At 70.9% G+C, this 25,509-nt stretch carries 21 protein-coding genes; 12 read left to right on the top strand and 9 right to left on the bottom strand.

The annotated features are described in order from the left end of the window. The first annotated feature begins 145 nt into the window (after window positions 1-145). Entirely contained in the window at window positions 146-2,059 is a 1,914-nt protein-coding gene (locus FVP77_RS03370; protein ID WP_147893250.1) for an anthranilate synthase family protein, read from the top strand. A gap of 7 nt (window positions 2,060-2,066) precedes the next feature. On the opposite strand, the gene FVP77_RS03365 is transcribed toward FVP77_RS03370, so the two are convergent. After that, on the bottom strand, window positions 2,067-3,392 hold the full coding sequence (locus tag FVP77_RS03365) for a M50 family metallopeptidase (protein WP_147893249.1): 1,326 nt from the start codon (window positions 3,390-3,392) through the stop codon (window positions 2,067-2,069). 93 nt (window positions 3,393-3,485) lie between these two features. Between FVP77_RS03365 and FVP77_RS03360 the strand changes: the two genes are divergently transcribed. From FVP77_RS03360 to FVP77_RS03350, 3 genes are all read left to right on the top strand, one after another. Continuing rightward, on the top strand, window positions 3,486-4,082 hold the full coding sequence (locus FVP77_RS03360) for a hypothetical protein (RefSeq protein WP_147893248.1): 597 nt from the start codon (window positions 3,486-3,488) through the stop codon (window positions 4,080-4,082). Window positions 4,083-4,181: 99 nt separating this feature from the next. After that, the gene (locus FVP77_RS03355) at window positions 4,182-4,874 is read left to right on the top strand and encodes a DUF1775 domain-containing protein (RefSeq protein ID WP_147893247.1); all 693 of its coding nucleotides are present in this window, start codon (window positions 4,182-4,184) and stop codon (window positions 4,872-4,874) included. An 88-nt stretch (window positions 4,875-4,962) separates the two neighbouring features. Next, window positions 4,963-6,621: a Mur ligase family protein gene (locus tag FVP77_RS03350; RefSeq protein WP_187266799.1), complete on the top strand. Its 1,659-nt coding sequence runs from the start codon at window positions 4,963-4,965 to the stop codon at window positions 6,619-6,621. A gap of 9 nt (window positions 6,622-6,630) precedes the next feature. Here the strand turns inward: FVP77_RS03350 and dxr are convergent, their stop codons facing one another. Then, complete coding sequence (dxr, locus tag FVP77_RS03345) at window positions 6,631-7,716, bottom strand: 1-deoxy-D-xylulose-5-phosphate reductoisomerase (protein ID WP_147893246.1); 1,086 nt, start codon at window positions 7,714-7,716, stop codon at window positions 6,631-6,633. Between the two features lie 29 nt (window positions 7,717-7,745). After that, window positions 7,746-8,690 carry an FKBP-type peptidyl-prolyl cis-trans isomerase gene (locus tag FVP77_RS03340; protein WP_147893245.1) on the bottom strand — a complete coding sequence of 315 codons (945 nt, stop codon included), beginning with the start codon at window positions 8,688-8,690 and terminating at the stop codon, window positions 7,746-7,748. Between the two features lie 177 nt (window positions 8,691-8,867). Here FVP77_RS03340 and FVP77_RS03335 point away from each other — a divergent pair, with 177 nt between their 5' ends. From FVP77_RS03335 to FVP77_RS03320, 4 genes are all read left to right on the top strand, one after another. Beyond that, window positions 8,868-9,569 (top strand): lysophospholipid acyltransferase family protein, encoded by a 702-nt coding sequence (locus FVP77_RS03335; RefSeq protein ID WP_147894411.1) that lies wholly within the window; start codon window positions 8,868-8,870, stop codon window positions 9,567-9,569. Window positions 9,570-9,667: 98 nt separating this feature from the next. Then, entirely contained in the window at window positions 9,668-10,660 is a 993-nt protein-coding gene (gene dhaK, locus FVP77_RS03330; protein WP_147893244.1) for a dihydroxyacetone kinase subunit DhaK, read from the top strand. Window position 10,661: 1 nt separating this feature from the next. Then, entirely contained in the window at window positions 10,662-11,303 is a 642-nt protein-coding gene (gene dhaL, locus FVP77_RS03325; RefSeq protein WP_147893243.1) for a dihydroxyacetone kinase subunit DhaL, read from the top strand. Next, a complete protein-coding gene (locus FVP77_RS03320) occupies window positions 11,300-12,025 on the top strand; it encodes an HPr family phosphocarrier protein (RefSeq protein WP_147893242.1) in 726 nt (241 codons plus the stop codon). The genes dhaL and FVP77_RS03320 overlap by 4 nt, the downstream gene beginning before the upstream one ends. Before the next feature lies 1 nt (window position 12,026). On the opposite strand, the gene FVP77_RS03315 is transcribed toward FVP77_RS03320, so the two are convergent. Next, window positions 12,027-12,998 (bottom strand): sugar-binding transcriptional regulator, encoded by a 972-nt coding sequence (locus FVP77_RS03315; protein ID WP_147893241.1) that lies wholly within the window; start codon window positions 12,996-12,998, stop codon window positions 12,027-12,029. 125 nt (window positions 12,999-13,123) lie between these two features. Between FVP77_RS03315 and FVP77_RS03310 the strand changes: the two genes are divergently transcribed. From FVP77_RS03310 to glpK, 3 genes are all read left to right on the top strand, one after another. Then, window positions 13,124-14,848, top strand: coding sequence for a glycerol-3-phosphate dehydrogenase/oxidase (locus tag FVP77_RS03310; protein ID WP_246133953.1), 1,725 nt, complete (start codon window positions 13,124-13,126; stop codon window positions 14,846-14,848). Between the two features lie 122 nt (window positions 14,849-14,970). After that, window positions 14,971-15,726 (top strand): MIP/aquaporin family protein, encoded by a 756-nt coding sequence (locus FVP77_RS03305; RefSeq protein WP_147893239.1) that lies wholly within the window; start codon window positions 14,971-14,973, stop codon window positions 15,724-15,726. Between the two features lie 96 nt (window positions 15,727-15,822). Continuing rightward, the gene (gene glpK, locus FVP77_RS03300; protein WP_121150367.1) at window positions 15,823-17,337 is read left to right on the top strand and encodes a glycerol kinase GlpK; all 1,515 of its coding nucleotides are present in this window, start codon (window positions 15,823-15,825) and stop codon (window positions 17,335-17,337) included. A gap of 90 nt (window positions 17,338-17,427) precedes the next feature. Here glpK and FVP77_RS03295 read toward each other — a convergent pair whose 3' ends face one another. Then, window positions 17,428-17,904, bottom strand: a complete 477-nt coding sequence (locus FVP77_RS03295; protein WP_147893238.1) for an OsmC family protein — start codon at window positions 17,902-17,904, stop codon at window positions 17,428-17,430. A 42-nt stretch (window positions 17,905-17,946) separates the two neighbouring features. On the opposite strand from FVP77_RS03295, the gene FVP77_RS03290 reads away from it, so the two are divergent. After that, window positions 17,947-18,930: an asparaginase gene (locus FVP77_RS03290; RefSeq protein ID WP_147893237.1), complete on the top strand. Its 984-nt coding sequence runs from the start codon at window positions 17,947-17,949 to the stop codon at window positions 18,928-18,930. Between the two features lie 13 nt (window positions 18,931-18,943). On the opposite strand, the gene FVP77_RS03285 is transcribed toward FVP77_RS03290, so the two are convergent. From FVP77_RS03285 to FVP77_RS03270, 4 genes are all read right to left on the bottom strand, one after another. Further along, complete coding sequence (locus tag FVP77_RS03285) at window positions 18,944-20,173, bottom strand: saccharopine dehydrogenase family protein (protein WP_147893236.1); 1,230 nt, start codon at window positions 20,171-20,173, stop codon at window positions 18,944-18,946. An 11-nt stretch (window positions 20,174-20,184) separates the two neighbouring features. Continuing rightward, a complete protein-coding gene (locus FVP77_RS03280) occupies window positions 20,185-21,723 on the bottom strand; it encodes an APC family permease (protein WP_147893235.1) in 1,539 nt (512 codons plus the stop codon). A 32-nt stretch (window positions 21,724-21,755) separates the two neighbouring features. After that, window positions 21,756-24,539, bottom strand: coding sequence for an FtsK/SpoIIIE domain-containing protein (locus FVP77_RS03275; RefSeq protein WP_147893234.1), 2,784 nt, complete (start codon window positions 24,537-24,539; stop codon window positions 21,756-21,758). A gap of 91 nt (window positions 24,540-24,630) precedes the next feature. Further along, on the bottom strand, window positions 24,631-25,404 hold the full coding sequence (locus FVP77_RS03270; protein ID WP_147893233.1) for a PP2C family protein-serine/threonine phosphatase: 774 nt from the start codon (window positions 25,402-25,404) through the stop codon (window positions 24,631-24,633). Window positions 25,405-25,509: the final 105 nt, after the last annotated feature.

The raw sequence follows: 25,509 nt of genomic DNA, 5'->3' as shown, positions 1-25,509 counted from the left end.
TACGTTCGGCGCATGTCCGCGAACCGCTCCTGGTGGCCCACCGTTTAGGCGGTGGGCGTTCGCACGTTGACAGACCGCCCGCGAGGCGGTCTTTTTCGTTAGGCAGCCGCGTCGGGCGACCGCCCCTTCCGACGAAAGACCGACCATGACCGGCCCCGCACCCCTCTCCCGCCTGCACGCCCTCGCCGCGGGAACCGAGCCGTTCGCGCTGATCGCGCGCGACGGCCGCACCGTCGAGATCCTCACCGGCGACGTCGTCGATGTCGCGCTCCTGGCCGACATCCCCCTCACCGACGCCGGTGGGACCGCGCGAGAGATCCTCGCCCTCGTCCCGTACCGCCAGGTGGTGGAGCGCGGCTTCGTCTGCCGCGACGACGACGCGCCGCTGCGGTGCCTCGTCGTCGACGAGCACGTGGCGGTGACACGCGACGAAGCCCTGACCGCGCTACCGTCCGAACCCGTGCCGTTCGAGGATGCCGGTTTCGATATCGCCGACGAGGAGTACGCCGACATCGTCCGGCGGGTGATCTCCGACGAGATCGGCCGCGGCGAGGGTGCGAATTTCGTGATCCGTCGCGATTTCACCGCCCGTGTCACCGCCGATGAGCGCACGGCCGCGCTGACCTGGTTCCGCGCCCTCCTCGAGCACGAACGCGGCGCCTACTGGACGTTCGCCGTCATCACCCCCGGCCTCGTCGCCGTCGGAGCGAGCCCCGAGGCGCACGTGATCGCCCGTGAGGGCGTCGTGACGATGAACCCGATCTCGGGCACCTTCCGGCACCCCGCCGGCGGGGCGACGGCCGAGACCCTGAGCGAGTTCCTCTCCTCGACGAAGGAGACCGAAGAGCTCTTCATGGTCGTCGACGAGGAGCTCAAGATGATGAGCGCCGTCTGCTCCGACGGCGGGCGCATCACCGGCCCGCACCTCAAGGAGATGTCGCGTCTCACGCACACGGAGTACGTGCTGCGGGGCCGCAGCCGCCTGGACCCCCGCGACATCCTCCGCGAGACCATGTTCGCCCCCACCGTCACCGGGTCGCCGATGCAGAACGCCTGCGCCGTGATCGCCCGCCACGAGCGCGGTCCCCGCGGCTACTACTCCGGCGTCGCCGCCCTCTTCACGCCGTCCGCGTCGCAGGACGGGGGCGCCACCCACGACCTCGACGCGCCCATCCTCATCCGCACCGCCTATCTGTCGGACGGACAGCTCCGGGTGCCGGTCGGCGCCACCCTCGTTCGCCACTCCGACCCCGACGGCGAGGTCGGCGAGACGCACGGCAAGGCCGCGGGCGTCCTGGGCGCCATCGGGGCGATCGCCCGAGACGTCCCTGTCGCGCAGCATCCGACCGCCGACCCCGACTCCCCCGCCGTCGCCGAGCGCCCCTCTCTCGCGGACGACCCCGCCGTGGCCGAGCTACTGGCGTCGCGGAACTCCCGGCTCGCACCGTTCTGGATGAACCCGCAGGAGAACGAGGTCGTCGGTCCGTTCGCCGGACGCCGTGCCGTCGTCGTGGATGCGGAGGACCGCTTCACCACGATGCTCGCCCACCAGCTGCGCCACCTTGGTCTCGAGGTCGACATCGCCCCCTGGGCCGAGGTCACCGACGCGCAGATCGACGACGCCGAGCTCGTCGTCTCCGGCCCCGGCCCCGGCGACCCCCGTGACACCTCGAGTGCGCGCATCCGCCGGATGCGCGAGGTGGTGGGACGCCGGCGTGAGGCGGGCACCCCCCTCCTCGCCGTCTGCTTGAGCCACCAGATCCTCGCCGATTCGCTCGGTCTCGAGCTCGCCCCGCTGGAGCGCCCGCACCAGGGCCTGCAGAAGACCGTCGACCTCTTCGGCGAGCAGGCATCGATCGGCTTCTACAACACGTTCACCGCTCGGGAGTCGGATGCTGCGCGCACCGGCGACGTCGAGATCGCGGCAGACCCGGTGACGGGCGACGTGTACGCCCTGCGCGGGGCGGGTTTCGCGTCGGTGCAGGGGCACCTCGAGTCGATTCTGTCGCGCGACGGCATGCGCACCCTCGAGAGGCTGGTCGCCCAGGCTTTCGCCTGACCCGCCGTCAGACGATCGAGATCGGGTTGAACAGGTCGGCGAGCACGAGGATGCCGCCCATGCCGACGAGCAGCACGACGACGACCAGCGTGACCGGGACGAGCTTCGTCGCGTCGACCGGGGTGCTGACGCGGTTGCGCAGGCGCGCCCAGAACCGCTTGATGCCGTCCCACAGGGCGACCACGACGTGTCCGCCGTCGAGCGGCAGCAGCGGGATCAGGTTGAACACGAACAGGGCGATGTTCAGCGACGCGAGCAGTTCGAGGATTCCGGCGGCGCGATTCTGGATCGGCGCATCGACCGCGGCGATGTCGCCCGCGAGACGACCGGCCCCGACCACGCTCAGCGGCCCATTGGGGTCGCGCTCCTGCCCGGTGAACAGATCGACGGCGGTCTCGTAGACACGCACCGGAAGCTGCGTCATGACGCCCGCGACGGCGCCCAGCCTCTCGAACGTCATCTCGGTGCCCACCCACACCGGCTGTGCCACGAGCGCGGTCTGCGCTCCGACGCCGATGAACCCGACCTCCTCGGTCTGCACCGCGCCGTCGTCGCCGACGACCGCGCGTCCGAGGTCGTCGGTGACGGCGCGCGTGGTCAGCGCCGGGGTGATCGAGAGCGTCTTCTCGGCGCCGTCGCGGGAGATCACGATGGAGAGCGCCTGATTCGGCGAGTCCTGGATGATGGCCGACGCATCGGCGAACGTCGACACGGGCGTGCCGTCGACCGAGACCAGCACGTCACCGGGCAGCACCCCGGCCTCGGCGGCGGGCGCGGCCGGGTCCGACGCGACGCAGTCGGTGCGGCCCGCATCGGCCGAGATCACGCACTCGTTGACCGAGGCGAGCGTCGTCGTCGCCGTCTGCACGCCGATCCCGCTCGCGAGGACCGTGAAGATCACGATCGCCAGAAGGAGGTTCATGACCGGCCCGCCGAGCATGATCACGACGCGCTTCCAGACGGACAGCTTGTAGAAGACGCGGTCCTCGACCCCGACGAGGGTCTCGTCGTTGGCAGCGCGCGCGTCCTGCACCATCGTGGCGAACATCGCGCGCATGCGGCCGCGGGGCCTGCCCGCATCGGTGTCGTCGGACGACGGCGGGTACATGCCGGCCATGGAGATGTAGCCGCCGAGAGGGAGGGCCTTGAACCCGTACTCGGTCTCTCCGATCCGCTTCGACCACAGGGTCGGACCGAACCCGATCATGTACTGCCCGACGCGAACGCCGAACAGCTTCGCGGGAACCAGGTGTCCGACCTCGTGCAGCGCGATCGACACGGCCAGTCCCACCACGAGCAGGACGACTCCGACGATGAAGGCAAGGGCGGTCACAGCGATCACCGTACTCCCGCGTGTCTTTGAATGGGCCGAGCGTCCTGGCTCTTCCCCGCGAAGCCTGTCGCGGTGGCGCGCTAGCCTGGCGGGATGAACACACGGGCGGCGCGCGCGATCCGCGGCGCCGTGTTCGCGGGGATCGCCACGATCACGGCCGCCGCCGCCCACACCCTGGGCGGTGGCGTCGCACCTTCGCCCCTGTTCTGCGCGGTCCTGTTCGCCCTCGCCGTTCCCGCGGCCACGGCCCTGGCCTCACCGCGACCGGCTCCCTGGCGCGCGGCGCTCGCGGTCGGCGCCGGTCAGGTGCTGTTCCACGCCGCGTTCGCCCTGGTGGGCGACATCGGAGAGGGGTCGAGGACCGCCTACGCGATGCTCGGTCACGCGCACGGCGCCACCTCGACGTGGACGATGGATGCGGCGGGGGTCGCAGGCGCCGACATGACCCTCGCGCACCTGCTCGCCGCGATCGTGACGATCGCCCTGGTCTGCCGGGGAGAGTCGCTGCTCGCGAGGATCGCAGCCTGGGTCGTCCGCCGGGCCGCCGTCGCGGTGCCCGCGCCCCCCTCGTCCGCCGTGCTGCGCCGTGTCGACGCCCTCCCGACCCGGCCGCGTGCCCGTGCTGTCCTGCCGCCCGGACTCGGTCGCCGAGGGCCGCCGACCGCCCTCCCGGTCCCCCTCGCCGCCTGAACGCGGCGCACCTTCGCCGCGGTATCCGCGGCACCCCCACCTTCGGCGTACGCCCACCGCGCGATCGCGCGCGGCGTCGCCCGCATCCGAGAGAGAACCATGACTTCCACCACCCGTACCCGCATCCTCGCCGGTGTCGTGCTGGGGGCGGCCCTCGCCGTCGCCGCGCCGCTCGCCGCCTCCGCCCACGTGCACGTGACCCCCGAGAACGCCTCGGCCGATGCGTCCACGAGCCTGACGTTCTCGTTCAGCCACGGCTGCGAGGAGTCGCCCACCACCTCGATGATCATCGACATCCCCGAGGGCGTCACGAATGTGGTGCCCGTCGCCGACGCCAACTGGACCATCCAGCGCGACGTCGCCGACAACGGCACGGTCTCGCGCGTCACCTACTCCGCCGTCGCCCCCGTCGAGAACGGGATCAAGGGAGAGGTGAGCCTCGACGCCCGCTTCGGTGCGGAACTCGCCGACACCGACGTCGCCTTCCCCGTGACGCAGGTGTGCGTCACGGGCCAGACGGCGTGGACCGAGGTCGCCGCCGAGGGCGCCGACGAGCCCGAATCACCCGCCCCGATCGTCGCCGTCGGCGCCGTCTCGGCGAGCGGCGACGAGCACGGCGGTCACGACGCCTCAGCCGAGCACGACGCCACCGAGGCCGATGCCGCCGACGCCGTCCCCGCCGCATCCCTGCGCGCCGACCCGACGGCCCTGTGGCTCGGCGGCGCCGGTCTCGCGCTCGGGGCGATCGCCCTGATCGTCGCGGTGACCGCGATCGTGCGCCGGCGCGCCTGACGCACCCGTCGCGGCCGCCTCGACACGGGGCGGCCGCGACGCCGCGCTCTGCGGACCCGACGCGCGCGGATGCGAGAATGGATGCAACATGCCGACCGCTGCCTCGAACCTCCCTCCCGTGCTCCGACCGGAACACCCGCCCGTCCGCAGCCTCGACGAACTGGCCCGCCGGTTCGCGACGCGCGTCGACGGCGACACCTCCTCGGTCACCCTGACGGGCATCACGCTCGCCACCGCCGACCTGCGACCGGGTGAAGCCTTCGTGGCGATCCGCGGCGTCAACAGCCACGGCGCCTCCTACGCCGCGACCGCGGCGGAGAAGGGGGCCGTGGCGGTCATCACCGATGACGAGGGATCCCGTCTCGCCGCCGACGCCGGACTCCCGATCGTCGTGGTCGACGACCCCCGCGCGATGCTGGGCGCGCTCTCGGCCTGGATCTACGGCACCGGACCCGACGACGATCTCCCGGTCCTCTTCGCCACCACCGGCACGAACGGCAAGACGAGCGTCTCGCACCTGCTCGAGGGCATCCTCGGCCAGCTCGGCGTCGTGACGGGGCTCTCGTCGACGGCCGAGCGCCACATCGCGGGCCAGGTCATCGTCTCGCGCCTGACCACCCCCGAAGCATCCGAATTCCACGCTCTCCTCGCGCTCATGCGCGAACGCGGCGTCGAAGCCGTCGCCGTCGAGGTGAGCGCGCAGGCCCTCAGCCGTCATCGCGTCGACGGCATGGTCTTCGACGTCGCCGCGTTCACCAACCTCTCCCACGACCACCTCGACGACTACGCCGACATGCGCGAGTACTTCGAGGCGAAGCTGCCGCTGTTCCGCGCCGATCGCGCCCGGCGAGCGGTCGTGTCCCTCGATTCGGTGTCGGGCCTCGAGGTACGGGACCGGGCCGAGATCCCCGTCGTCACCATCGCGACCCCCGACATCGCCGAAGACCCGGATGCCGCGGCCGACGCGGACTGGATCGTCGAGATCGTCGACGAGCGGCAGGACGGCACGCGGTTCCGTCTGCGCGGTCCGGAGGGCCGCGCACTCACGACCGTCGTGCCCGTGATAGGACGGCACATGGCAGCGAACGCGGGCCTGGCGATCGTGATGATGCTCGAAGCGGGCTACACCTGGGACGCCCTGGTCTCAGCCCTCGACGGCGCCCGCGTCGACGCCTATCTCCCCGGCCGCACGCAGCGCGTCTCAGGCGAGCGCGGTCCCGCCGTCTACGTCGACTTCGGGCACTCCCCCGACGCGTTCGAGAAGACCCTTGCCGCCGTCCGCCGGGTCACTCCCGGGCGCGTGCTGATGCTCTTCGGCGCCGACGGCGACCGCGACGCGACCAAGCGCCACGACATGGGCCGCACCGCCGTGGAAGGAAGCGACATCCTCGTCGTCACCGACCATCACCCCCGGCACGAGAACCCCGACACCATCCGCGCGACCCTCGTCGAGGGGGCACGCCGGGCGCGTCCGGACGCCGAGATCCTCGAGTTCTCGCCCCCCGAGCGGGCCATCGTCGAGGCCATCGCCCTTGTCGGCGAGGGCGACGCGATCCTCTGGGCGGGCCCGGGGCACCAGGACTACCGCGACATCCGCGGCAACCGCACCCCTTACTCCGCCCGCGAGCTCGCCCGCCGCGCCCTGCGCGCCGCCGGCTGGCCCGTCTCCGATCCGCACTGGCCCGTGCCCTACCCCGACGACTCGACGCCGAGCTCCGACCCCGAGCGTCTGTTCGACTCGCCCTGACGAGCGGGATCAGGATGCTGCGGCGATCGCCCGATCGGCGGCATCCCGAGCCCAGCGCTCCGCCTCGGCGAGCGTCTGCCGGGTGAGCTCCGCCGGCGCCTCGTGCGACTCGACGACCCGTTCGATGAGCTCCACGATCCCCGGGAAGGGAAGTCGGCCTTCGTGGAACGCGTCGACCGCCTGCTCGTTCGCCGCGTTGAAGACGGCGGGGTAGGTGCGCCCGGCGCGGCCGACGCGTTTCGCGAGGGCGACCGCCGGGAACGCACCCTCGTCGAGGGGCTCGAACGTCCATGAGGTGGCGGTGGTCCAGTCGAGCGGGCGTCCCACGCCGGCCACGCGCTCGGGCCAGTCGAGGCCGAGGGAGATCGGCAGCCGCATGTCGGGTGGAGAGGCCTGGGCGATGGTCGACCCGTCGACGAACTCGACCATCGAGTGCACGATCGACTGCGGATGCACCACCACGTCGATGCGGTCGTAGGGCACGTCGAACAGCAGATGGGCCTCGATGACCTCGAGACCCTTGTTCACGAGCGTGGCGGAGTTCGTGGTCACCACGCGCCCCATGTCCCAGGTGGGATGGGCCAGCGCCTCGGCGGGGGTCACCTCCGAGAGCGAGGCACGCGAGCGGCCGCGGAACGGACCGCCCGATGCCGTCAGCACGAGGCGTCGCACCTCGTCGGCGGTGCCCGAGCGCAGGGCCTGGGCGATCGCCGAGTGCTCCGAGTCGACCGGCACGATCTGGCCGGGGGCGGCGAGCGCCGTGACCAGCGCTCCGCCGACGATCAGCGACTCCTTGTTCGCCAGCGCCAGAGTGCGTCCGCTCTCCAGCGCCGCGAGCGTGGGGCCGAGCCCCACCGAACCGGTGATGCCGTTGAGCACCACGTCGGCGTCCACGTCGCGCACCAGCTGCTCGGCCTCGACCGCCCCGAGGGCGGTGTGCTCGACGCCGAACTCCTCGGCCTGGGCCTCGAGACCCGTCCGGTCCGTGCCCGCGGCGAGCCCGACGACCTTGAATCGCCCGGGGTTGGCCCGGATGACGTCGAGTGCCTGAGTGCCGATCGAGCCGGTCGATCCGAGGATGAGAACGCGCCGCATGCGGTCAGCCTACGGCGCGCTCCCCCGACTCAACCGGCGGCAGGCTCGGCGCTGGCGATCTGGAGCACGAACACGAGCGCTTCACCCGCGAGCGCGTTGCTGGACGTACCCGCGACGCCGTAGCCGCACGACGCCGGCATGGCTACCAGAACGGTCGAGCCGACCGTCTGCCCCTCGAGCGCGGCCTTGAAGCCGGGGACGACGGCGTCGGTCGTGAACGGCGCGGGGTCTTCCGGAGCCCAGGCCGAGTCGAAGGCCGTGCCATCGGACCACTTCACACCCGAGTAGTAGACCTCGACCGCGGCGCCGGGCTCGACGACAGCGCCGTCGCCCTTCTCGAGCACCTCCACCGACACCGTCTCCGGGGGCGCCGTCTGCGGCACCGTCACGGTCGGAAGTGCTCCGTCGTTGAGGACCACCGTGGGGGCCTCGCCGGTGAAGTCGCCCGCGACGCACCACTGCGATGCCGGGGTGGCGTCCAGGATGTCGAGCACGTAGATCTGCGCGCCGCCCTGGTCGCTGGCCGGGAGCGTCGCGACGACGCGCGAACCGACCGGGGAGCACCCGAAGAGCTGCGCGAGCACGCTGTCGGAGGTGATCTGCTGGGGCTGCAGGGGGGTGTCGGCATAACCGGCGCTGCCGAGCTGCTCACCGGAGGCCGCGTCGAAGGCCGTCAGCGCGTAGGAGAGGTAATCGCCGTCGGCGATCTCAGCCCCGTCGCCCTCGCTGACCACCGTGCGCTCGACGTCGGGCACCTCGAGGGGCGAGGAGAAGGTCGCGGTCGCCTCGGCGCCGAAATCACCGTCCACGGTCACGCCGTCGGAGGCGGCGCCGGACGGCGCGGCAGCGGCGCACAGGCCGGTGCCCGCGCTGGCGGTGTCGGTCGCATCCGGGGTCGACCCCCCAGCGCACCCCGCGAGGAGGAGGACCGCTGCGGCGGCGACGGACAGGGAGGCGATCGGACGGAAGCGCACAGGAGACCTCTCGGCAGACGTAGGGGGAACCCGACCATCCTTCCGCATCGCGCCTTTGCCCGCGCTGTGAACCCCATGCCCGAGTACGCATGGAATCCGGAGTAGCCTCGTTGGGTGACTCCCGACGACGACGATTCCGCGCGCGCCGAGGAAGAAGCATCGGCCCCTGTCACGCGGATGGGTGCCACGTACGCGCTCGGCCGGTTCGTGCTGGCCCCGCTCGCCCGGCTCGTGTACCGGCCGCGCGTCGAAGGGCGCGCGAACGTGCCCCGCACCGGCCCGGTGATCTTCGCGAGCAACCACCTGTCGTTCATCGACTCGATCGCGATCCCCGTCGCGGCGCCCCGCCCCGTTCACTTCATGGCGAAGTCGAGCTACTTCGACACCTGGGCCTCCCGACAGTTCTTCACGGCGATCGGCGCGATCGCCGTGCAGCGCGGCGCGGGCCAAGCGGCCCTCGACGCTCTCGATCAGCAGCGCAAGATCCTCGACGACGGCCGCGCGGTCGCTCTGTATCCCGAGGGCACCCGCTCGCTCGACGGCCGCCTCTACAAGGGCCGCACGGGAGTCGCGTTCCTGGCGCTGCAGACCGGCGCCCCTGTCGTGCCCGTCGGCCTCATCGGCACCGATGCGTCCATGCCGGTCGGCGCCCGGATGCCGTCCATGAGCGAGCGGATCACCGTGCGCTTCGGTGAGCCGCTCGACCTGTCCCGCCACGGCGCCGCGACCTCGGGCCGCGCGCGCCGCGGGGCGACCGACGAGATCATGGCGGCCATCCACGCCCTCTCCGGGCAGGAGCTCGCGGGCGTCTACAACGAGGTGCCGGCGCAGAACCCGATCGAGCGGATCAAGCGCGCTCTGCCCTTCGAACGCCTCTGAGCAGACGTTCACGGCGGTGCTCTTGACACGCCGACCGGCGAGCGGGAGATTCTCCCCAGGCCCGCGCATCGGTGCGCGCGGCGAACAGAGGAGTCATCGTGAAGAAGTTCATCAACGACCCGGCGGATGTGCTGGCGGAGGCTCTGCGCGGCATCCAGGCGGCGCACCCCGATCTGCGCGTCGACCTCGACGATCGCGTGATCTATCGGGGTGACGCGACACGGGCCGGCAAGGTCGCCCTGGTCTCGGGAGGCGGTTCGGGGCATGAGCCCATGCACGGCGGATTCGTCGGAGTCGGGATGCTCGACGCCGCGTGCGCCGGCGAGGTGTTCACCTCCCCCACACCCGACCAGATGCTCGCCGCGACGAAAGCGGTCGACTCCGGAGCGGGCGTGCTCCACATCGTGAAGAACTACACCGGCGACGTGCTGAACTTCGAGATGGCGGCCGAGCTCGCCGCCGCCGAGGGCATCAGGGTCGAGTCGGTCGTCGTCGCCGACGACGTCGCCGTGCAGGACTCGCTCTACACGGCGGGCCGCCGAGGCGTCGGCACCACCGTGGTGCTCGAGAAGATCGTCGGGGCGGCCGCCGAGGAGGGCGCCGATCTCGACGCGATCCTCGCTCTCGCGCAGCGGGTCAGCGAGAACGGTCGCTCGATGGGCGTCGCGCTGACGAGCTGCACGGTGCCCGCCGCGGGGAAGCCGACGTTCGATCTCCCCGAGGACGAGATGGAGGTGGGCGTGGGCATCCACGGCGAGCCGGGACGCCGCCGGGTGCCCCTCGCGTCGGCGGCCGAGATCGCCAAGCTCCTCGTCGATCCGATCCTCGCCGACTTCGATGCCACGGGGCCGGCGATCGTCCTCCTCTCGGGTCTCGGCGGCACTCCCCTCATCGAGCAGTACCTCATGTTCGGCGAGATCGCGCCGCTTCTCGAGCGGGGCGGCGTCGAGGTGAAGCGTTCCCTGGTCGGCGACTACATCACGAGCCTCGACATGGCGGGGATCGCGTTGACCGTGGTGAAGGCCGACGACGAGATGCTGCGGCTGTGGGACGCGCCCGTCGTCACCCCCGGCCTGCGATGGGGTGCCTGACGTGGCGGGGGACGCGACCACCCGCGACCTGATCGGCTGGATCGAGCGCTTCCACGACCTCGTCCGCGAGCACCAGGCGGAGCTCACCGAACTCGACTCCGTGATCGGCGACGCCGACCACGGCTCGAACCTCGCGCGCGGGATGGATGCCGTCGTCGCCAAGGTGCAGGCCGATGCCCCGACCACGCCCGCCGACCTCTTCAAGACCGTCGGGATGACGCTCGTCTCCACCGTCGGAGGGGCGAGCGGCCCGTTGTACGGCACCTTCTTCCTCCGGTTCGGCGGCTCCGCCGGAGCGGCCGAGGCGCTCGATGCCACCGCGCTCGGAGCGGCGTTGCGCGCCGGACTCGACGGCGTGGTGGCTCGGGGCAAGGCGGCGCCGGGCGACAAGACGATGATCGATGCGCTGACACCCGCCGCCGATGCCTGGGACGCCGCGGCGGCGAGCGGGGCATCCGTCCTCGACGCGGCGTCCGCGGCACGGGATGCTGCGCGGGAGGGACGGGATTCCACCATCCCGCTCGTCGCTCGGAAGGGGCGGGCGAGCTACCTCGGCGAGCGCAGCGCCGGGCACCTCGATCCCGGGGCGGCATCGACGACGCTCTTGATCGAGGCCCTCGCCGACGCGCTCGCGACCTCATGATCGGCATCGTCGTCGTCTCCCACAGCGACGCCCTCGCCCGGGCGGCGGTGGAGCTCGCTCTGCAGATGGGCGGAGACGCGCCGCCCGCGATCGAGATCGCCGCCGGCGTCGAGGGCGGTTTCGGCACCGACGCGGTCGCGATCGCCGCGGCGATCGACCGGGCGGCGGGCGAGGACGGCGTGCTCGTCGTCATGGATCTCGGCTCGGCGATCCTCAGCGCCGAGATGGCGACGGAGTTCGCCTCCTCGACCGCACGCGTCGTGCTGAGCCCCGCCCCGTTCGTCGAAGGACTCATCGCCGCCGTCGTGCTCGCCGCCGCCGGCGCCGATCTCGACACCGTCGCCGCCGAGGCTCGCGGCGCGCTCTCGGCCAAGCTCGACCAACTCGGCTCCCCCGAGCCGGCCACGGCGCGCGAGTCCGCGGAGGCGCCGACGGGCGCAGCATCCGAGTCGCACTTCGATGCGGTGATCGACAACCCTTCCGGGCTTCACGCGCGTCCTGCCGCGCTGTTCGTGAAAGCGGCCAGCCGGCACGATGCGGTCGTCCAGCTCGCCGACCTCGATCGCGGAGGCGCGCCCGTACCCGGCCGCAGCCTCATCGCGCTCATGGCGCTCGGAGTGCGGCCGGGAACCCGCATCCGCGTCAGCGCGAGCGGTCCGGAGGCGCGCGCGGCTCTCGACGAGCTGCGCGCTCTCGTCGAGGACGGTTTCGGCGAGCGCTGACTCAGCGCCCGACGACGGCGAGCAGGCGTCGCGCGAGGGTCTCCTCGACGACGAGCTCGGTGATGATTCCGGCCGCGAGCGCACCGCGGAGCGCGTCGAGCTTCGACAGGCTCGACACGACGCAGAAGCGGGTCGGGATGCGACGCACGCTCTCCAGGTCGGGCCCGCTCGACCGGGCATTCAAGTCGATGCCGTCGCTCGATCCGTCGAGCCGGTAGAACACCGTGGCACAGTCGCCCACGACACCGGCGCGTTCGATCGCGCGCAGGTCGATCTCGTCGAAGTAGTCGCCGGAGTAGACGTGCGAGGGCACCTCCGCGTGCGGTGATCCGAGCCCGAAGACGAACACGCTCACGCGCTCCTGCATGTCGAGCACGGCCCGGATCGATCGTTCGCGCCACATGGCGTCCTTCGTGAGCGGGTCGTCGAACAGCGCCGGCACGGGGAACTGGTGCACCGATGCGGACAGGGCCGCCCCGAACCGGTCGAGGATCTCCCCGGCGTACGGGATGCCGGAGGTGCGCACGTTGGCCGCCCCGTTCATCTGCACGATGTGGCTGTCGTGGGTGACCTTCGCCTGCAGGTGCCGGCCGACCACCGACAGGGTCGCGCCCCAGGCGACGCCGATGGTCATGGACGACTCGAGCCGATGCGCGAGAATCCGTGCAGCCGACAACGCCGTTCTTTCCAGGCGGTCGGCCTCGCTGATGCGCTCGGGCGTCGGGACGACGTGGGCGATGACCCCGAACCGCTCCGCGAGCCGACGCTCGACGAGGCTTCTCGCGTCCTGCGGCGAGTGGACGTTGATGGTCACGAGCCCGACATCGCGCGCGTGGGCGAGCATTCTCGATACCGACGACCGCGAGACGCGCATCTCGTGGGCGATCGCGTCCATCGTGAGGTCCTGAAGGTAGTAGAGCTGGGCGGCGCGCAGCGCGTCCTGCTCGCGGCTGGCCGCAGCATCCGTCGACATCATCGCCTCCTGGCGTCGAGCCGCGCGACTCGACTTCCCCCCTAGTTTGCACATTCGTGCACGACGGTTGCAAGGACGTTCAATCAGGAGCAGGCTGTGCGATGTACCTCACGAAAGGCCCAGAAGTGACTACGTCGACGCCGACCACCCCCGTCCGCCAGGACGTCCAGACCCTCCGCGACCGCGGGGAGGTGGATGTACTCATCATCGGCGGCGGTATCAACGGCCTCGCCACTCTTCGCGACCTCGCGCTCCAGGGCGTGAGCGTCGCCCTCGTCGAGCGAGGCGACTTCGTCTCGGGAGCGTCCTCCGCTTCCAGCCACATGGTCCACGGAGGAATCCGCTACCTCGAGAACGGCGAGTTCCGCCTCGTCAAAGAGGCGGTGACCGAACGAAACGACCTGTTGAAGACCGCCCCGCACTACGTGCGACCGCTCCAGACGACGATCCCCGTCTACAAGACGTTCTCGGGCATCATCTCCGCGCCGTTCCGTCTGCTGATCACGCACGGTCGCGGCAAGCCCAACGAGCGCGGGGCCGTGCTCATCAAGATCGGCCTGGTCATCTACGACACCTTCTCGCGCAGCGGCGGCACGGTGCCCCGGCACAAGTTCGTCGGCCGCAAGAAGTCGCTCGCCGAGTTCCCGGAGATGAACCCGACGCTCAAGTACACCGCCACCTACTACGACGCGTCGATGCACGACCCCGAGCGTCTCGCGCTCGACGTGCTGCACGACGGCATCGTCGCCGGCGAAGGCCGCGCGACCGCCGTGAACTACGTCTCGGCCGTGGGCTCGGACAACGGTGCGGTGCGCGTGCGCGACGAGCTGTCGGGCGAGGAGTTCGACGTTCGCGCGAAGGTCGTCGTCAACGCGAGCGGCCCCTGGACCGACCTCACGAACGGTGCGATCGGCACCGCGTCGACCTATATGGGCGGCACCAAGGGCTCGCACGTCGTCCTCGAGAACGAGGAGCTCCTCGCCGCCACGAAGGGCCGCGAGATCTTCTTCGAGCACTCCGACGGTCGCATCGTGCTCATCTACCCCCTCAAGGGGCGCGTCCTCGTCGGCACCACCGACATCGACGCCGATCCCGCGAAGCCCGTCGTGACGACCGATGCCGAGATCGACTACTTCTTCGACCTCATCGGCCACGTGTTCCCGAAGATCGAGGTGAACCGCTCGCAGATCGTCTACACGTTCTCGGGCATCCGTCCGCTTCCCCGCCACGACGACACCGCCCCCGGCTTCGTCTCGCGCGACTACCGCATCGTGCAGGACTCGCAGGGGGGCCTGCCCGTGCTGAGCCTCGTCGGCGGCAAGTGGACCACGTTCCGCGCCCTCGCCGAGCACCTGAGCACCAAGACCCTCGAGGTGCTCGGACGCTCGCACCGCATCGGCACGGCCGGTCTCCCGATCGGCGGCGGCGCGGGCTTCCCGCGCAGCGTCTCGGCCCGCAAGCGCTGGGCGCAGTCGCACGCGGCCGGGCACCCGCTCGAGGTCGTGGAGCGCATGCTGTCGCGTTACGGCACCCGCGCCACCGAGGTGCTGGCGGCGCTGCCCGTCGACGCCACCCCGCTCGAGAACGCGCCGGGCTACTTCCGCGAGGAGCTCGCCTACGTCGCGGCGAACGAGCAGGTCGTGCACCTGATCGACGTCCTGCTGCGCCGCACCGACATCGCGTTCGTGGGCGGTATGACCGCGCGCACGCTGCGCGAGGTCGCCGACGCGATCGCCGCGCCCCTGGGCTGGGACGCCGACCGCACCGACGAAGAGATCGCGGCCGCCGCGGACATCCTGCGCACGGCCCACCGAGTGGAGTTCGAGGAGGTCGACACCGCGCGCGCCTGATATCGATGCCGGGCGCACGACCAGGTGCGCCCGGCCCACCGCGTCTCTAGGTTCCAGATACGGTCACCGCGGCCGTGCGATCTCGCGAAAAGCGGCCTCGCAAGTGAAAGGTCAATGACGACATGCAAGAAGTAAATCTGGGGTTGTACTTCCTCTCTGAGACCGTCGGCACCGCGATGCTCATCCTGCTCGGATGCGGCGTCGTCGCCAACGTCGCTCTCGCCAAGACCAAAGGCAATGCCGGCGGGTTCCTGATGGTCAACTGGGGTTGGGGCCTCGCGGTGTTCGCGGGTGTCATCGTCTCCGCCTACTCGGGCGCGCAGCTGAACCCCGCCGTCTCGATCGGCCTGCTCGTCGCGTCGAAGATCACGATCGTGCAGTTCTTCGTGGCCATCGCCGCTCAGCTCGTCGGCGCGATCATCGGAGCCACCCTCGCCTGGGCCTCCTACAAGCAGCACTTCGATGACGAGCCCGACCCGGCCAACAAGCTCGGCGTCTTCTCGACCGGCCCCGCGATCCGCTCCTACGGATGGAACCTCCTCACGGAGATCATCGCCACGTTCGTCCTGGTCTTCGTGATCTTCGGGTTCGCCGACTACGGAGTGGCCGACGTCGGCGTCCCGGGCGGACTCGGCGGTCTGTCTGCGGTGCCCGTGGCACTGCTCGTGGTCGGCATCGGTGCCTCCCTCGGTGGCCCGACCGGCTACGCGATCAACCCGGCCCGCGACCTCGGACCCCGCATCGCCCACGCCATCCTCCCGATCAAGGGCAAGGGTTCGAGCGACTGGTCGTACTCGTGGGTACCGGTCGTCGGTCCGCTCATCGGCGGTACGCTCGCGGGTCTTCTCGCACCGGTGCTCCTCGGCCTCGCCGCGTGACCCTCGGATGCTGCCGCGCCCACCTCGTGCGGCAGCATCCGTCCTTTCGCATTCCTCTTTCCCGCACACTCCTCAACAGACAAGGAAGTCCACGTAATGGCTGATTACGTCCTCGCCATCGACCAGGGCACGACCTCGAGCCGCGCCATGATCTTCGACAAGAAGGGAAGCGTCATCTCGGTCGGGCAGAAAGAGCACGAGCAGATCTTCCCGAAGGCCGGCTGGGTCGAGCACGACCCCGCCGAGATCTGGCGCAACGTCCAGGAGGTCATCGGCCTCGCACTCGCCAAGGCCGACATCACGCGTCACGACCTCGCCGCGATCGGCATCACGAACCAGCGCGAGACGGCGGTGGTGTGGGACAAGAACACCGGCAAGCCCGTCTACAACGCCATCGTCTGGCAGGACACCCGCACTCAGCCGATCGTCGACCGGCTCGCCGCCGACGGCGGCGTGGAGCGCTTCAAGGAGATCGTGGGCCTCCCCCTGGCGACCTACTTCTCGGGTACGAAGATCGTCTGGATCCTCGAGAACGTCGACGGCGCTCGCGAGAAGGCCGAAGCCGGCGACCTGATCTTCGGCACCACCGACACCTGGGTGCTCTGGAACCTGACCGGCGGCATCGACGGCGGCGTGCACGCCACCGATGTCACGAACGCCAGCCGCACGCTGTTCATGGACCTCGAGACCCTCTCGTGGCGCGACGACATCCTCGAGACCTTCGGCGTCCCGCGCTCGATGATGCCCGAGATCCGTTCGTCCTCCGAGGTCTACGGCACCGCCGAGTCGTCGTCGCTGCTGCGCGAGACCCCGGTCGCCGGCATCCTGGGTGACCAGCAGGCGGCCACGTTCGGCCAGGCGGCATACGACGCGGGTGAGAGCAAGAACACCTACGGCACCGGCAACTTCCTCATCTTCCAGACCGGCGAGGAGATCGTCCGCTCGAAGAACGGGCTCCTCACCACGCTCGGCTACAAGCTCGGCGACGGCCCGGCCCACTACGCGCTCGAGGGTTCGATCGCCGTGACCGGTTCGCTCATCCAGTGGCTGCGCGACCAGCTCGGCATCATCTCGAGCGCGCCCGAGGTCGAAGCCCTCGCCCGCACGGTGGACGACAACGGCGGCGTGTACTTCGTGCCGGCGTTCTCCGGCCTCTTCGCGCCCTACTGGCGCCCTGACGCCCGTGGTGCGATCGTCGGCATGACGCGCTTCGTGAACAAGGGGCACATCGCCCGCGCGGCTCTCGAGGCGACGGCGTTCCAGACCCGCGAGGTGCTGGAGGCCGTCAACGCCGACTCGGGCGTCGACCTCACCGAGCTCAAGGTCGACGGCGGCATGACCGCCAACGACGAGCTCATGCAGTTCCAGGCCGACATCCTCGGCGTGCCGGTCGTCCGGCCGGTCGTCGCCGAGACGACCGCGCTCGGCGCCGCGTACGCGGCCGGTCTCGCGGTCGGGTTCTGGGACAACCTCGACGACCTCCGCGCGAACTGGCAGGAGGACAAGCGCTGGGAGCCGAACCTCGACTCCGACGAGCGTGACCGCCAGATCCGTCTGTGGAAGAAGGCCGTCACGAAGTCGATGGACTGGGTCGACGAGGACGTGCGCTGACCCCAGCCCTCCAACCGCGAGACTTCATCCCAGGCACGAGACTGCGAACCACGTTCGCAGTCTCGTAGCGGGGATGGAGTCTCGCGGTCGTTAGGGGGTAGCGACGAGGATCGTCGGCTCGTGGCGCACCGGGAAGTTGACGGAGTTCGCGATGAAGCACCACTCGCGCGCCTGCGCGTGCGCGGCGGCCGCCGCATCCGTCATGGATGCTTCGGACACCGTCACGCGCGGACGGAGGGTCACCTCCGTGAACGCTCCCCCGCCCTTGCCGTCTTCGACGAGGGTGGCTGTGGCGTCGTCCTCGTAGCCCACGACGACGACACCGACCTTCACGCAGGCGTAGAGGTACGACAGCAAGTGGCACTCGCTCAGAGACGCGAGCAGGAGGTCCTCCGGGTTCCACCGCTCGGGATCGCCGCGGAAGGGCACGTCGGCGGAGGCCAGGAGCGACGGCTTCCCCTCGACGTCGATGGTCACGCTGCGGTCGTAGTCGCGGTACCCGCTTGTTCCCGTGCCGCGGTCGCCGGTCCACTGCGCGCGGAGCCGGTAGGTGTGCTCGCCGTTCATGCAGTCATTCTGACACCGGGCCGTGCTCAGTAGACTGGAGGGATGCCATCGAGCCCCGCAGACGTCGTCGAGCTCGCCGTCGTCGAGCGCGGCGGCTTCATCGAATCCCGCCATCTCGGGCGCGCCGTCGTGCTCTCCCCCGACGGCTCCGTGATCGACGCGCTGGGTGACACGGCAGCGCCCTTCCTGCCGCGCTCGAGCATGAAACCGCTCCAGGCGCTCGCGTGTCTGTCGGCGGGCGCGCCGCTCGCGGGCGAGAGCCTCGCGTTGGCCATGGCCAGTCACGCCGGCACCGAGCGGCACGTCGCGGGCGTGCGCGAGATCCTCGGCGCGGCCGGTCTCGGCGAGAACGACCTCGGCTGCCCTCCCTCGTACCCCGGCGACACCGCCTCGCGCGACGAGCTGGTGCGCGAGCACCTCGAACCCTCGCGCATCTGCATGACCTGCTCGGGCAAGCACGCCGCCATGCTGCTGGCGTGCTCGACGAACGGATGGGACCCGGCGACCTACCTCGACCCCGCGCATCCGCTGCAGACGCACATCCGCGAGGTGATCGAGCGCCTCACCGGCGAACGGATCACGACGACCGTGGTCGACGGTTGCGGTGCTCCGGTCCACGCGATGACCCTGGCCGGCCTCGCCCGGGCCGTGCACCGCATCGGCACATCGTCGGAGCGATCGCCCTTCGCCCTGCACCGCAGCGCTGCGGCACTCGTGCGCGCTGTCCGCGAGAACGCCTGGGCCATCGACGGGCCGGGCCGCCCCGACACGGTCGTCATCGAGCGTCTCGGCGTCTTCGCGAAGAGCGGCGCCGAGGGGATCATGGTGATGGTGGCGCCCGACGGCACCACGGTCGCGCTCAAGGTGCTCGACGGCAGCGGCCGGGTGGGCACCGCGGTCGCACTGCGCCTGCTCGAGCGGGCGGGCGCCCTGCCCTCGAACGACGTGGCTCTGACCCTGCGCTCCCTCCCTCTCGCCGTCTACGGCGGCACGAAGGTCGTCGGCAGCATCCGCGCCGCGTTCTGAGGTCGACCTCGGATCAGCCGATCGGCTTCTCCTCGATGCCCCACGGCGATCCGTAACCCGCGGGCGCCGGCGCCGCCAGCAGGTCGAGGAACGGACGGGCATCGAAGGCCTCCGGTCCGAGTACCCCGGTTCCCCCCCACTCGCCTCGGGAGAGCAGCTCGAGCGCGATGACGGGATTGATCGCCGTCTGCCAGACGACGGCCTGCGAGCCGTACTCGGACATCGTCTGCTCGTTGTCGGCCACGTGGTACAGGTAGGTCGAGCGCGGTGCGCCGTCCTTCCCCGTGCCCCGCACCCAGACTCCCGCGCAGGTCTTCCCCGTCATGCGGTCGCCCAGCGTCGCCGGATCGGGCAGGACCGCTGCCACGACGTCGCGGGGCGAGACCTCCACGCCCTTCACCCGCACCGGGGAGGTCTTGTCGAGCCCGAGCTTGTGGAGCACCTTCAGCACGTCGATGAACTCGTCGCCGAGGCCGTACTTGAAGGTCACGCGCTTGGCCTTCGTCCACCGCGGCATGAGGAGCACCTCCTCGTGCTCCACGTTGACGCACTCGACAGGCCCGATGCCGTCGGGGAAGTCGAAGACCTCGGGCTCGCTGAACGGCGGGGTCGTGTACCAGCCGCGCCCCTCCTCGTAGACGACGGGAGGATTCAGGCACTCCTCGATCGTCGTCCAGATCGAGAACGACGGCGCGAAGTCGTACCCGGCGACGACGAGGTTCGCCCCGTCCCTGACGCCGAGCTCGTCGATCTCGTCGAACAGCTCGTCCTCGGCGTAGCGCGCGAAGACGTCGGACAACCCCGGCTCGACGCCGATCCCGACCAACGCCAGCCGCCCCGCGGCCGCCCAGTCCTCGGCTCGCGCGAACTGCTCGTCGCCGAGCTTGACGCCGGTCTGCTCGTGGGGGTGATCCGGATGCGGCGTCGACAGGCTCATCGCCATGTCGAGGTACACGGCGCCCGCGTCGAAGCATCCGGTGAAGATGGGCATGACGAATCGGGGGTCGACGGCGTTGAGCACGTGGGTCGAACCGTGCTCGCGGACGAGCGCCGCGACCGAGTCCGCGCTGGACGCATCGACCTGCGCCGCAGAGAGACGCCCGTCGCCGAGTTCGTCGACGAGCGCCGACGGGCGCGCGGGGTCGTAGTCGGCGATCACGAGCGTCTCGAAGAACTCGCGCCGCACGGCGATCCGGGCGGCGGCCGATCCGACTCCACCGGCTCCGATGATGAGGATGCGCATCGCGTCTCCGTTCACGACAGTCCGCCGTCGACGGACCGCGGATACGCGATCGGTTCGTCGGGGACGAGGACAGGGGTGTCGCGGTTCAGGCTCTCGCCGCGGAAGAACGCCTTCGAGCGGGGGAAAGCGAACCACAGGAACATCAGGACCACGCCGAACGCCAGCGAGCCGATCCCGAGCACGAAGGTGCCGCCGATCCCCAGCAGCACCGTGTACCCGTAGTCGACGTCGTACATGTCGATCGCGGACTGCACGAACGCGTACGCCAGCATCAGTCCCCCGAGGAGGGGGAAGATCCCGCGGAAGACGAGGTTGCGCGCCGAGCTGAACAGGTCTCGGCGGAAGTACCACACGCACGCGAAGCACGTGATGGCGTAGTAGAAGGCGATCGCGAGTCCGAGCGACAGGATCGAGTCCTGGAGGATGTTGTCGCTGATCAGGCTCATGCCGACGTAGTAGACGCTGGCGACGATCCCCATGACGAGCGTCGAGAACGACGGCGTCTTGAATCGGGGATGCACGGTCTGGAATCGACGCGGCAGCGCCTTGTAGGCCGCCATCGCGAGCGTGCCGCGGGCGGTGGGGAGGATCGTGGTCTGCGTCGAGGAGACCGCCGAGATGAGCACGGCCACCACGAGGATCCAGCCGAACGGCCCGAAGAGGTCGTCTTTCATCCCGAGGAAGACGTCATCGGCGTTGGCCTCGTTGCCGAGCCCCACGCCCGTCTCGCCCAGTCCGGCGTACATCATCGCCGCAACTGTCACCGTGACGTACGTGAACAGCAGGATGACGGTCGTCAGGAGCGCCGCCCGACCGGGGGTTCGCTTCGGGTCCTTCGTCTCCTCGTTGAGCGCGAGACAGGTGTCCCAGCCCCAATAGATGAACAGGGCCAGCAGCACCGCCTCGGTGAACCCCGACCAGTCGGTGAATCCGAGCGGGTTGAACCACGCCCAGTCGAACGGCGTCGGGTCGGGTGCGGTGCCGTCGAAGAACTTCCAGAGCGCGGCGACGACGAAGACGGCCAGCACGACGTACTGCACCCCGAGCAGCACGTTCTGGATGCGCTCGCCGATCTCGACGCCTCGCCAGCTCACCCAGGTCATCGCGGCGATGAAGGCCACCCCGGTGGCCGTCACGAGCGGCACGTTCTCCGAGAGGGAACCGTCGCCGATGAGCGACCAGAAGTAGATGCCGGCGATCTGCGCGAGGTTGGCGAGCACGATCATGCCGGCCACCGCGACGCCCCAGCCGCCCATCCAGCCGATCCAGGGGCCGAAGGCTTTGGTGCCCCACGTGAACGTCGTGCCGCAATCGGGGGCGACCCGGTTGAGCTCGCGATAGGCGTAGGCGCTGAAGAGCATCGGGATGAACGCGACGATGAAGGCGATGGGGGCCTGCGCGCCGACGGCGAGCACCATGAAGCCGAGGGTCGCCACGAGCGAGAACACCGGCGCCGTCGATGCCAGGCCGATCACCGTCGATCCCCACAGCCCGAGCGTGCCGGTCGCGAGTCCCTTGCCTTCGATCGGTCGCCCGTCGGTGGTCGTCATGGTGTGACCGTAGGGGCGAGGGATCACCGGGGTCAAGCGTCTCCCCGATCCTCGAGCGCGCCCGTGAGCACGACGCGCCGAACGCGGCTGCCGGCACGGTACTCCCACGCGCGCCCTCTGCCCGGTACGGCGAACGGCGGGAGGTCGCGATCGCCCGTCAGAAGGCGGACGTCTGCAGCGCACGACGCGTCGACGACGAGCGCGTGGGCGCTGCGGATGCTCGCCAGAAGACGCGGGTGTCCCAACCATTCCTCGGGGTCGCCGACGACGACGACCCGGCCGTCCGGCTCGGGCGCGGCGACGTCGCCCGGGCCGTCCACATCGCGTACTCGTACGCCGGTCCGCTCCCACCGCTCCAGCACACCCGGCGGCGGTCGCCTCACGACGTAGCCGGTCACACCGGGGCCCGGCTCCCACGCGGGCGTGCCGGCATCGCCCGACGGGCCGACGCCCGCATCCGTCGTCGCGACCTGCACCTGCCGGCGATCCATCCAGCCCCGCCCGGGCGGACGATCCGGCAGGTGGTCTGCACCGTCGCCTCCCGCTGCGACGTGCTCGGCCCGCGAGGGCGTGCCCAGGACGAGCCGCCGGGAGAACAGGTCGGCGAGCCGGCCGGCGGCACCGGTGAGGCGCTGCGCTGTGGCGAACACGCGGATCCGGAGGTCTCCCGCGCCCCTGATCCACCGCTCGAGCTCCTCCGCCGCGATGCGCCCGTACTCACCGTGGAGCCGCCCCGCCAGGGCGTCGAGGTCGTCGACGAAGACCGTGGTCCCCGGGGGCGGCGGCACCCCCGCGCCGAGGGCGTCCCAGGCTCCCTCGGCGTCGGGCCCGATCCAGAGACGCGACGGCTCGGGCACCTGCGCCGCGAGGGTGCGCAGGGCCGTCGACTTGCCCGAACGTCCGCCGCCGACGATCAGGAGGCTCCGATCGGCGATCGCGAGGGGGCCCTGCCGTTGACGGTCGGGCTCATCGACGAGGCCGAGGATCACGGCCCCGTCGCCGGGCGAGCCGAGTCCGTCGAGCGGGATCGACGACGGAAGCGCGGGGAGCCACGGGCGTCGCGTCGGGCCACCGCCCGCACCCGCGGCCACGGCGATGTCGCTCGGATCCGTCACGGCGATGCGCACGCGCTCCGGCTGTGCGTCACCGGCACGCCGGATGACGGCCATACCGCGCCCTCGGGCACCCCCGGGCAGCAGAGCCGCGTCGTCGCTGCCGACGACCACCCGGCTGTCGTGCGCCTCCGACACCCGGAGGCTGAGACGCAGAGGGCAGTTCGCGAGGAGGCTCTCGCGCAGGACGCCCGGCGCGCGCTGGGTTCCGATCACGAGATGCATGCCGAGAGCGCGACCGCGCGCGGCGAGGTCGGTGAAGAGGGCTTCGAGCTCGGGGTGGCTTTCGCGCAGGGCGGCGAACTCGTCGATCACGACCACGAGCCGAGGCAGATCGACCTCGGAGACATCGCTCGCACCGGCGCGCGCCAGCTCCGCCTCGCGGTGCCGCAGCTCCGCCCTGAGGCTCTCGATCGCCCGACGCGCCACCGCCGCATCGAGATCCGTGATCACACCCGTGACGTGCGGCAGGTGGGCGAGCGCGTCGAACGCCGTGCCGCCCTTGAAGTCCACGAGCAGGAACGACACGGCCGACGGCTCGTACGCGGTGCACAGCGCCGTGATCCAGGTCACGAGCAGCTCGCTCTTGCCCGAACCGGTCATGCCCGTCACGATCGCGTGGGGTCCGTCCCCGACGATATCGACGTCGACGCGGCGCGCCCCGGTGACGCCGATCGGCACGGACAAGCCCCTCGGTCGGTCGTCGCGCCGCATGACGGCGAGAGAGGCGAGCGGAACCGCGGGGATGTCGGGAGCGTCGGAGTCGAGACTGGCCGCGCGCGAGGCGAGCGCGGCGGCGATGATCTCGGACTGCTGCACCGAGACCGCCTCCACCGTCACGCGCCGCGCCTCCCCACCGGATTCGACGCGCGCCTCGGCCGCATCGAGGAGGAAGAGCACCGTGTCGCACCGCGGCGGCAGGGCCTCGCCCGGGCGCGCCGAGACGAGGGCCAGGTCGGCCTCCGGAAGGGGCGCGCCCGCCCGACCCACGGTCAGCGCGAGTGGCGCAGGCATCTCGGCGTGCGGCAGCACGCGCATCCAGGGCTCGGAGGGTTCCACGATCGCGAGGCGCCCGGGCGGACGCGCGTGCGCCAGCTGCAGCACGAATGCTCGCACGACGCCGTCCGCGACCATCCGCGGCCCGACCACGGCGATCCCGGATGCGACCCGGGCGACCACCGGTGCGCGGGCGACCGTCTGCGCTCGGCGCACCAGCGCGGCATCGTCGTCGCCCCCACCGGTGACCCGCACCGCACTCGGCACCTCGCCGCAGCCGATGACGATCGTCGCCGCCCTGTCGGCGACCGCACGCCATGTCTGCTCGGGATGCAGGAGATACCCCGCGACGTCGGGATGCTTCGAGCGCAGGGCGATCCGCTCCCCCGTATGACGTTCGTCGACGTCCACGCTGATGCGAGCCCGCACGACCGCCGCCTCCTCGGCGGCGGTCCGTGCGGCGCGACGGGCCGTCCGCGCACCGTCCAACACGGCGGCCACGGCGATCAACGGACCGAGCAGCGCGAACCAGAGCGCGAAGATCGACCCCGTGATGGCCCAGAAGCCGAGCGCGCCCACGATGGGCACGGACGAGGCGAGCCAGGGAATGCCCGGCCGCGGTGGTGCGGGCGGAGGCGCGGCGAGCACGAGCGGCGCGGAGCCGGTCGCCGATCGATCAGCCAGCGCGGGGACGAAGCCGGAACTCATCCCCTCAGTTCAGCCGTCTCACACGGCGATCGGGTGCGGCGGGACTCCGCTTGTGGACGCCTCGAGGAAAGAGACGACTGTGCAGGAGGGGTCAGTCGGACGGTCGGGCGACGTCGAGCACGATGATCGTGACGTTGTCGCGTCCGCCGTTCTCGAGCGCCGCGTGCAGCATCGCCTGGACCGCGTCGGACGGGTCGCGGTTCTCGTCGAGGAAGTGTCGGATGCCGTAGTCGGTGAGTTCTTTCGTCAGCCCGTCGGAGCAGATGACGAACCGGTCTCCGTCGACGACGTCGAGTCGCACATAGTCGGGTTTGACGCTCTCGCTCGGCCCCACCGCGCGGGTGATGACGTTGCCGTACGGGTGGTTCTCCGCCTCCTCCGGGCTCAGCCGCCCGGAAGCCATGAGCTCCTGGACGACGGAGTGGTCGGTGGTGACCTGGGTGATCTCGCCGTCGCGGAGCAGATAGACGCGGGAGTCGCCGATGTTCAGGGTGACCCAGTGCGGCGGGTTCTCCGTGGCGTCGAGGAACACTCCGGTGAGGGTCGTACCGGTCCCGTCGTCGGTCGTCTCGGGGTGGGAGATGATGTCTTTGACCGCGCGGCCGATGGCCTTCTCGATCGTCTTCGGCGAGACCCCGCCCGCCTCGACGACTCCGCGCAGGCGATCGATCGTGCTGGCGCTGGCGATCTCTCCACCGATGTGGCCGCCCATTCCGTCGGCGACGACGTAGAGAGGGTAGCTGGCGAGGACGGCGTCCTGGTTCGCCTCCCGGCGGCGCCCGGTATCCGTGACCTCCGCCCAGGAGAGGACGACCTCGCCGCCGGGTAGGGACACGGTTCGAGTGCGGGTCGTCACCTCGGGCACGCAACATCCTTCGGTCGGTCGACTGCGGCGCCGAACCTCGCGTTCGGCGCTCGTTCAGTGTAGTGGACGGGCCGACGGCCGCCTCGGACGCCGGCCCCGTCGAAT

This window comes from Microbacterium hatanonis (assembly GCF_008017415.1).
In the GTDB taxonomy this organism is placed as follows: domain Bacteria; phylum Actinomycetota; class Actinomycetes; order Actinomycetales; family Microbacteriaceae; genus Microbacterium; species Microbacterium hatanonis.
Note: the sequence above shows the minus strand (reverse complement) of the source record. Positions and strands in the feature narration are given on the sequence as shown.

Coding starts and splice junctions, on each gene's coding strand:
- FVP77_RS03335 (WP_147894411.1), top strand. CDS start 8,868: ATGGGTGCCACGTACGCGCTCGGCCGGTTCGTGCTGGCCCCGCTCGCC.
- glpK (WP_121150367.1), top strand. CDS start 15,823: ATGGCTGATTACGTCCTCGCCATCGACCAGGGCACGACCTCGAGCCGC.
- FVP77_RS03285 (WP_147893236.1), bottom strand. CDS start 20,173: ATGCGCATCCTCATCATCGGAGCCGGTGGAGTCGGATCGGCCGCCGCC.
- FVP77_RS03275 (WP_147893234.1), bottom strand. CDS start 24,539: ATGAGTTCCGGCTTCGTCCCCGCGCTGGCTGATCGATCGGCGACCGGC.
- FVP77_RS03320 (WP_147893242.1), top strand. CDS start 11,300: ATGATCGGCATCGTCGTCGTCTCCCACAGCGACGCCCTCGCCCGGGCG.
- FVP77_RS03295 (WP_147893238.1), bottom strand. CDS start 17,904: ATGAACGGCGAGCACACCTACCGGCTCCGCGCGCAGTGGACCGGCGAC.
- FVP77_RS03290 (WP_147893237.1), top strand. CDS start 17,947: ATGCCATCGAGCCCCGCAGACGTCGTCGAGCTCGCCGTCGTCGAGCGC.
- FVP77_RS03305 (WP_147893239.1), top strand. CDS start 14,971: ATGCAAGAAGTAAATCTGGGGTTGTACTTCCTCTCTGAGACCGTCGGC.
- FVP77_RS03370 (WP_147893250.1), top strand. CDS start 146: ATGACCGGCCCCGCACCCCTCTCCCGCCTGCACGCCCTCGCCGCGGGA.
- dxr (WP_147893246.1), bottom strand. CDS start 7,716: ATGCGGCGCGTTCTCATCCTCGGATCGACCGGCTCGATCGGCACTCAG.
- FVP77_RS03355 (WP_147893247.1), top strand. CDS start 4,182: ATGACTTCCACCACCCGTACCCGCATCCTCGCCGGTGTCGTGCTGGGG.
- FVP77_RS03315 (WP_147893241.1), bottom strand. CDS start 12,998: ATGTCGACGGATGCTGCGGCCAGCCGCGAGCAGGACGCGCTGCGCGCC.
- FVP77_RS03350 (WP_187266799.1), top strand. CDS start 4,963: ATGCCGACCGCTGCCTCGAACCTCCCTCCCGTGCTCCGACCGGAACAC.
- FVP77_RS03360 (WP_147893248.1), top strand. CDS start 3,486: ATGAACACACGGGCGGCGCGCGCGATCCGCGGCGCCGTGTTCGCGGGG.
- FVP77_RS03280 (WP_147893235.1), bottom strand. CDS start 21,723: ATGACGACCACCGACGGGCGACCGATCGAAGGCAAGGGACTCGCGACC.